8 protein-coding genes and 2 tRNA genes are annotated in these 6,562 nt (G+C 44.0%); 7 read left to right on the top strand and 3 right to left on the bottom strand.

All coding sequences use genetic code 11. The annotated features are described in order from the left end of the window. Positions 1-102: 102 nt before the first annotated feature. Both KUG37_RS10730 and KUG37_RS10725 read right to left on the bottom strand, forming a co-directional pair. Positions 103-178 (bottom strand) — tRNA-Gly (locus tag KUG37_RS10730). A gap of 48 nt (positions 179-226) precedes the next feature. Next, a tRNA-Gly gene (locus KUG37_RS10725) sits at positions 227-299 on the bottom strand. Between the two features lie 233 nt (positions 300-532). On the opposite strand from KUG37_RS10725, the gene KUG37_RS10720 reads away from it, so the two are divergent. The 5 genes from KUG37_RS10720 to KUG37_RS10700 all read left to right on the top strand — a co-directional run bounded on the left by KUG37_RS10720 (position 533) and on the right by KUG37_RS10700 (position 3,370). Continuing rightward, a complete protein-coding gene (locus KUG37_RS10720) occupies positions 533-841 on the top strand; it encodes a BolA family transcriptional regulator (RefSeq protein ID WP_216935912.1) in 309 nt (102 codons plus the stop codon). Between the two features lie 9 nt (positions 842-850). Next, the gene (locus KUG37_RS10715) at positions 851-1,243 is read left to right on the top strand and encodes a SirB2 family protein (protein WP_216935913.1); all 393 of its coding nucleotides are present in this window, start codon (positions 851-853) and stop codon (positions 1,241-1,243) included. Positions 1,244-1,336: 93 nt separating this feature from the next. Continuing rightward, a complete protein-coding gene (locus KUG37_RS10710; protein WP_216935914.1) occupies positions 1,337-2,173 on the top strand; it encodes a ParA family protein in 837 nt (278 codons plus the stop codon). 13 nt (positions 2,174-2,186) lie between these two features. Continuing rightward, on the top strand, positions 2,187-2,579 hold the full coding sequence (locus tag KUG37_RS10705; protein WP_216935915.1) for a hypothetical protein: 393 nt from the start codon (positions 2,187-2,189) through the stop codon (positions 2,577-2,579). Between the two features lie 197 nt (positions 2,580-2,776). Further along, positions 2,777-3,370: a threonine transporter RhtB gene (locus KUG37_RS10700; RefSeq protein ID WP_216935917.1), complete on the top strand. Its 594-nt coding sequence runs from the start codon at positions 2,777-2,779 to the stop codon at positions 3,368-3,370. A 21-nt stretch (positions 3,371-3,391) separates the two neighbouring features. On the opposite strand, the gene KUG37_RS10695 is transcribed toward KUG37_RS10700, so the two are convergent. Then, positions 3,392-4,030 (bottom strand): DedA family protein, encoded by a 639-nt coding sequence (locus tag KUG37_RS10695; protein WP_064096932.1) that lies wholly within the window; start codon positions 4,028-4,030, stop codon positions 3,392-3,394. A 271-nt stretch (positions 4,031-4,301) separates the two neighbouring features. Here KUG37_RS10695 and KUG37_RS10690 point away from each other — a divergent pair, with 271 nt between their 5' ends. Then, complete coding sequence (locus KUG37_RS10690) at positions 4,302-4,664, top strand: NirD/YgiW/YdeI family stress tolerance protein (RefSeq protein ID WP_216935919.1); 363 nt, start codon at positions 4,302-4,304, stop codon at positions 4,662-4,664. A 202-nt stretch (positions 4,665-4,866) separates the two neighbouring features. Beyond that, positions 4,867-6,435: a glutamine-hydrolyzing GMP synthase gene (guaA, locus tag KUG37_RS10685; RefSeq protein WP_216935921.1), complete on the top strand. Its 1,569-nt coding sequence runs from the start codon at positions 4,867-4,869 to the stop codon at positions 6,433-6,435. Positions 6,436-6,562 lie beyond the last annotated feature (127 nt).

Here is a 6,562-nt window from a genome sequence, read left to right as displayed (position 1 = left end):
TGTCTCCATCGGATAAGGGCCAGATCATTCCTGATAATAAACGATAAGAATTTAAACGCAATAAAAAAGCCCTGAACGAAAGATCAGGGCTTTTTTAGAATCTGGAGCGGGAAAGGAGACTCGAACTCCCGACCCCAACCTTGGCAAGGTTATGCTCTACCAACTGAGCTATTCCCGCGGAGTCTATAAAGTTTTTTAAATGAAAAAACTAAATGAAAAAATTTTGAGCGGGAAAGGAGACTCGAACTCCCGACCCCAACCTTGGCAAGGTTATGCTCTACCAACTGAGCTATTCCCGCATGCCGTGTATAATACAGCATGCAAAAATGTGGTCAACACCTTTGTTAAAAATCTTGCATCAATTGCATAAAATAAAAGCAAAATACTTTAGATTAGACAATAAATAGCCAATATTCATCTGGAAATTAATGAAACTTCGCCATAATCAACGGATTGCACTCATACAGATTACCAAAACCTTTAGCAGAACAAGGTATACTGAAACCATATTTTTGAAGATTGGAGTCAGGCCATGAGCTTAGAACAACAACTGAAAGACCGTTTGGCGCAATTATCCCCAACCCATTTGGAAGTGGTCAATGAATCTTCTGGTCATGGCGGTTATTTCCCGGGTAAAGAATCGCATTTTAAAACTGTCATTGTGAGTCCGGCTTTTGCAGGTTTACGTCCGGTCCAGCGTCATCAGAAAGTTTATGCTGCTGCGGGAGATCTGCTGTCGAAAGACAAGATTCATGCGCTGGCTATTCATGCATTTTTGCCTGAAGAATGGACAGGACAGGACACGAGCAGTCCTGCTTGTGCACATGCACCAAAAAACTAAGAGGAAATGATGGAAACCCAGCTTTTAGTCAAGATTATTCATATGTCGGCAGCAGGAGTGGTCATCGTTGCCATTCTTGCCCGTGCATTGACTTTGTTTGTAGGCACACAAGGAAATTTACCTAATCCGGTGGCGCGTACAGCGCTAGTGGCTTTACAGCATCTGGCCATCACGGTGATCGCACTGACCGGTATTGTGGCGCTCGTCCTCAAAGACTTTGATGTGCAGCCCTGGTTCTATGCCAAAGTCATTTTATTTCTGGTGATGGTGTCCTCTCTAGGCAAGGCGTATAAGAAAGATGATTCGATCTTGCTGACACAGCGTCGGGCTGGCTTATTTATTGCTATGGTTTCATTGGTGTCTATTCTGGTATTGGTGATGATCAAGCCGAATTTTGGCTAAAAGCAGACTGGCTATGACGATCAGCACAGCCAGTACATCTGAATAATTAAAAAATACAAATGTAGTAAAAGTAATTAGAAATGAGGAGGGGAGATGCGTACACGTGTAGTATTTAATCAAAAAGGTGGGGTAGGCAAGTCCAGTATTACCGTTAATCTGGCAGCCATCAGCGCACATCAGGGATTAAAAACCTTGTTGATTGACCTGGATCCGCAGGCCAATTCTAGCCAGTATGTGTTGGGCGATGATGCGACTTATTCCAGTGACAAGCCGGCACTTGAACCGAATATCGAAAACTATTTTGAAGATGTACTGGGTAATCAGCAAAGCAAGGGACTACTTGGCAATGCCATTGGCTCAATTTTAAAAAGTCGTAGCAAAGGTCTGGAGAGCTATGTCCATCAGTCTCCCTTTAAGCATCTGGATGTGATTCCGGCCAGTCCAACGCTGGGGACACTGGCGCATGCACTGGAGTCCAAGCATAAGATCTACAAGTTAAGAGATGCCCTGCAACAACTGTCAGGACATTATGACCGGGTGTTTATTGATACACCGCCTGCATTTAATTTCTTTACCCTCTCCGCACTCATTGCGGCGAATCGCGTGCTAATTCCATTTGACTGCGATGTATTTTCCAAACGCGCTCTACAGACTCTGATTGAAAATGTCATTGAAACCCAGGATGACCATAATGAAGGTCTGGAAATTGAAGGAATTGTTGTCAATCAGTTTCAGGCACAGGCCAAATTACCGCGTGAAGTGGTACAGCAACTCAAAGATGAAGGACTGCCGGTACTCGGCAGTATGCTGCCGCCATCGATTTTAATGAAAGAATCTCATCAGAAAAATCAGCCGCTGATTCATTTGGCTACTGATCATAAATTGACTCAGGCCTATCAATCGTTGTTCAATGAGATAGAGCAGAATTAAGATCGAGTGAGCTATGAAACTTGTGAAAATAAGCCTGAGTATTGCTGCACTTGCATTACTGAGTGCCTGTGCAACGACGGTAAAACCGACCTATGTGTCACCCACCCTGTATCAGACCTTAGACTGCCAGCAGTTGCAAGGTGAATACAACCGCATTCAGCAATATATCGACAATGGCGTTGAACCACCAAAACGTACCGGCGTGGGTGTAGGTGTTGGCCTTGGCGGTGGCTGGGGCAGTCGTGGCGGCTGGGGTATTGGTCCGAGTGTTTCAGTCAATATGGGACAAGCCTCCGATACCAAAAGAACTGAACTGGCACGGCTTTTAGGTGAGCAGGAGGCGATTGTTCAGGCTGCGACTTATAAGCGCTGTCCGATTGTGGTTCGGCAGGCGGCGCCTAATTAAATTATTCAACATAAAACGAATAAATGCTGACTTTAAGTCGGCATTTTTTATCGCTTTTACTCAGAATTTCGTGGTTTAAATCAAGATAAATCTCACTGGAAAATGACCTTAGGATAGAGAAATCTAAAATTTATAAGCTTGTTATGACCCTCATATATTGATTAAGCTAGAACATAGGCCCGGAATAGTTCATCGCGATGATTGAAAATTGGTTATTTGTTTTAGGACTTATTGCTGTGCTGATGGTTCCAGGGCCGGCCAATGCCTTGGTAGCTAGTTCCGCTTATCAGCAGGGCCGGCCCAAAACCAGTCTTTATCTTCCTGCCATTCTGATGGGCTATTTTTATGCCATTAATGTCTGGGCTTTGTTGATTCATCTGGCTTCACCGATCTGGCCAAATTTTAAAGGTGTGGTCTATGTACTGAGCACCATCTGTGTGGGCTGGATGACCTTGCATTTATACAAGGCCCAACAGTTAGAGCGCTATAATAAGAACCATCCCCAGATTCGTCCCTGGCAAATGTTTAGGGCTACATTAAAAAATCCTAAAGCAGCCCTGTTAGCCTCCGGAATTTTACCCATGGAAACCTGGCAAAGTCCGACCAACTTCGTGCTGGTTTTTGCTGCCTTTAGCTTGAGTACCATTCCTGTAGGGATTTTCTGGATGGTCTTTGGTCAGGCAATTTTGAGCAGTCATTCTGAAAAAATAAAAGCCGGCCTCATTTATAAAGGCGCGGCTCTGTTTGTCCTGCTTTGTCTGATCCCACTCCTGATAAAGCTATGGGATTAAATACGCAGGCTATAAAAAATATTAAGCTGTTTTACTTTTTTTAAGCTTTTGTTGAATAAAGCCAATTACACCTGGCAATACACTTAAAATAATGATACCGAAAATCAGATAGGTAAAGTTGTCTTTAACAATTGGCATATTGCCAAACATATAGCCCAGAATTACAAATGAGCTAATCCAGGCAAATGCTCCGACCACATTATAGGTCAGGAAATATTTGTAATTCATGCTGCCAGCACCGGCTACAAAGGGTGCAAAGGTACGGGCAAAAGGAATAAAACGCGCAAAAATAATGGTTTTACCCCCATGTCTGGCAAAGAATTGCTGAGTCGCCAATAAATGTTTTTGATTGATAAAGCGCGATTCAATCTCGAACACCCGAGGTCCAATATATTTACCAATGTGATAATTCAAGGTATCACCCAGCACTGCCGCAACAAATAGGAGCGGAATCAAAACCCAGGGATCCATCGCCCCTGTAGACGCTGCCAAAGCACCTGCTGCAAATAACAAGCTGTCACCGGGCAGGAATGGCATCACCACCAAACCTGTTTCCACAAAGATAATCAGGAAAAGAATGGCATAAATCCAGATCCCGTAATTGGTGATAAATTCAAGCAAGTGATCATCAACATGCAAGATAAAATCAATCAGTTCCATGAGCCCAGTACAAGCAAAAGTGTGCTCAAATCCTAACAGCGATCACCTCTAAAGTCAGTAATAAAAGTCGACTATTTTGCGGCTTATTTTTCTGCTTTCGGGCTAATCCTGTCATTTTAAAAATGGATGTATCAGCGTATCAGCAGATTTTTATTGGAGCTTTCTGAGCAGACTACACAAGGTCATCATGGTGTTACATAACTTCTGCGGCGTCTGCTCCAGCTTTCTGTTTAGATCATGGAATCATTATAAAAATAGAGGGTCAAAACACATGAAAAAATATATTTTTGCGACACTAGTTCTGGCAGTTGCCAGTCCGGCACTTTGGGCTAAATCCGATCAGGCAGTTCTGGCAGAAGCCAAAAAGAATGTGGTCAGTATTGCTCAGGCACACAAAATGAAAGATGAAACCGGCGTGACCTTAACGGGCCAGATCGTCAAACAGCGTGCAGCGCAAAGTGATGAATTTGAATTAAAAGATAAAACCGGCAGCATCATGATTGATGTAGATGACGACCACTGGAAAAGATTAAAACTCAAAGCAGGCGACCGGGTGAAAGTCTGGGGTGAGGTCGATACGCACCGCAATAAACCCACCGATATTGAAGTGATTCAGATTGAACACCTGAAATAAACCATTCATTTGGCTGGAACAGGAAAGCAGCGGAAGCCTGCTCTCCTGTGAACCAGCCAAAAATGAGGGCATTATTTTCTGAAATTCTTAACTGATTTCTTAACTGTTTAATATTTAAACCAATTGGAATAGTGTGCTTAAACACAAGAAAAATGCTAGAATACGGCGCTTATCTTTCGTTTGCCTTTCATAGTTGTTCGTCATGACTACCAATACTCAAATTACTGAAGATCGTATCCTGATTCTGGATTTCGGTTCTCAATATAGTCAGCTCATCGCACGTCGTGTTCGTGAAGCTGGTGTATATTCTGAAATGTATGCCTATGATATGTCTGAAGAAGACATTCGTGCATTTAATCCAAACGGTATCATCTTGTCTGGTGGACCTGAGAGCGTTCACCTTGAAGGCAGCCCGCGTGCGCCGCAAGTGGTATTCGAACTTGGTGTGCCGGTACTGGGTATTTGTTATGGCCTGCAAACCATGTGCGAACAGCTTGGCGGTAAAGTTGAGCCAGGTACTGTGCATGAGTTTGGCTATGCAGAAGTGGATATTGTCGTACGTGACAAGCTGATCGGTAATTTACAGGACCGTGAAAACCAGTTGCATGTCTGGATGAGCCATGGCGACAAGGTTGCCCGTATTCCAGAAGGCTTCCAGGTCACTGCACAAACTCCAAGCTGTCCAATTGCGATGGTGTCTGACGAAACTCGCCGTTTCTATGGCATTCAGTTTCATCCTGAAGTGACACATACTTCTAAAGGCGCAGAATTACTGTCGAACTTCGTTCATCAAATTTGTGGTTGTCGCGGTCTGTGGACACCAGAACACATTATTGATCTACGTGTAGAACAGCTTCGCAAACAAATTGGTGATGAAAAAGTATTACTCGGTCTTTCAGGTGGTGTGGATTCATCTGTCGTTGCAGCGCTGTTGCATAAAGCAATTGGTGATCAGCTGACTTGTGTATTTGTAGACAATGGTCTGCTTCGTTTGAACGAAGGCGATCAAGTGATGCAAATGTTTGCTGACAACATGGGTATCCGTGTTATTCGTGCTGCTGCAGAAGAGCGTTTCCTGACTGCACTTGCAGGTGAGGTTGATCCTGAAGCAAAACGTAAGATTATTGGCCGTGAATTTATTGCAGTCTTCGCTGAAGAAGCACGTAAATTAGATGGCGTAAAATTCCTGGCTCAAGGTACGATTTATCCAGACGTGATTGAATCTGCTGCAAGCAAACAGGGCAAGGCGCATGTGATTAAATCGCACCATAATGTGGGCGGTTTACCAGCAGACTTGGCGTTTGAACTGGTTGAACCATTACGTGACTTGTTTAAAGATGAAGTACGTAAATTGGGTACCACTTTAGGTTTACCACACAGTATGATTTACCGTCATCCATTCCCGGGCCCAGGTCTTGGTGTGCGTATCTTGGGTGAAGTGAAAAAAGAATATGCAGACATTTTACGTCTTGCAGATGACATTTTTATGCAGGAACTACGTGCCAGCGGTTGGTATGATAAGACTGCACAAGCATTTGCGGTATTCCAGCCGGTGAAATCAGTGGGTGTAGTCGGTGATGGCCGTCGTTATGCATGGGTGATTGCACTGCGTGCGGTAGAAACCGTGGACTTTATGACGGCTCGTTTCGCGCATCTTCCTTATGATTTAGTCGATAAAATCTCGACTCGTATCATGAATGAAATTGCTGAAGTCTCTCGCGTTGTGTATGACGTATCGTCTAAACCACCAGCAACGATTGAATGGGAGTAAAACTGGGCTTTCAAGCAGCACTGCTGCTTGCCAGTTTTACGCCAAAGGCTATGCCTGCGGCAGTTTAGGATTTCGGATAGTACCTCTGTCCGCCTAAATTACGCTAAGCGCTATGCGCGCGGCAGTT

Source organism: Acinetobacter sp. BY419 (assembly GCF_019038395.1).
Taxonomy (GTDB): Bacteria; Pseudomonadota; Gammaproteobacteria; order Pseudomonadales; family Moraxellaceae; genus Acinetobacter.
Note: the sequence above shows the minus strand (reverse complement) of the source record. Positions and strands in the feature narration are given on the sequence as shown.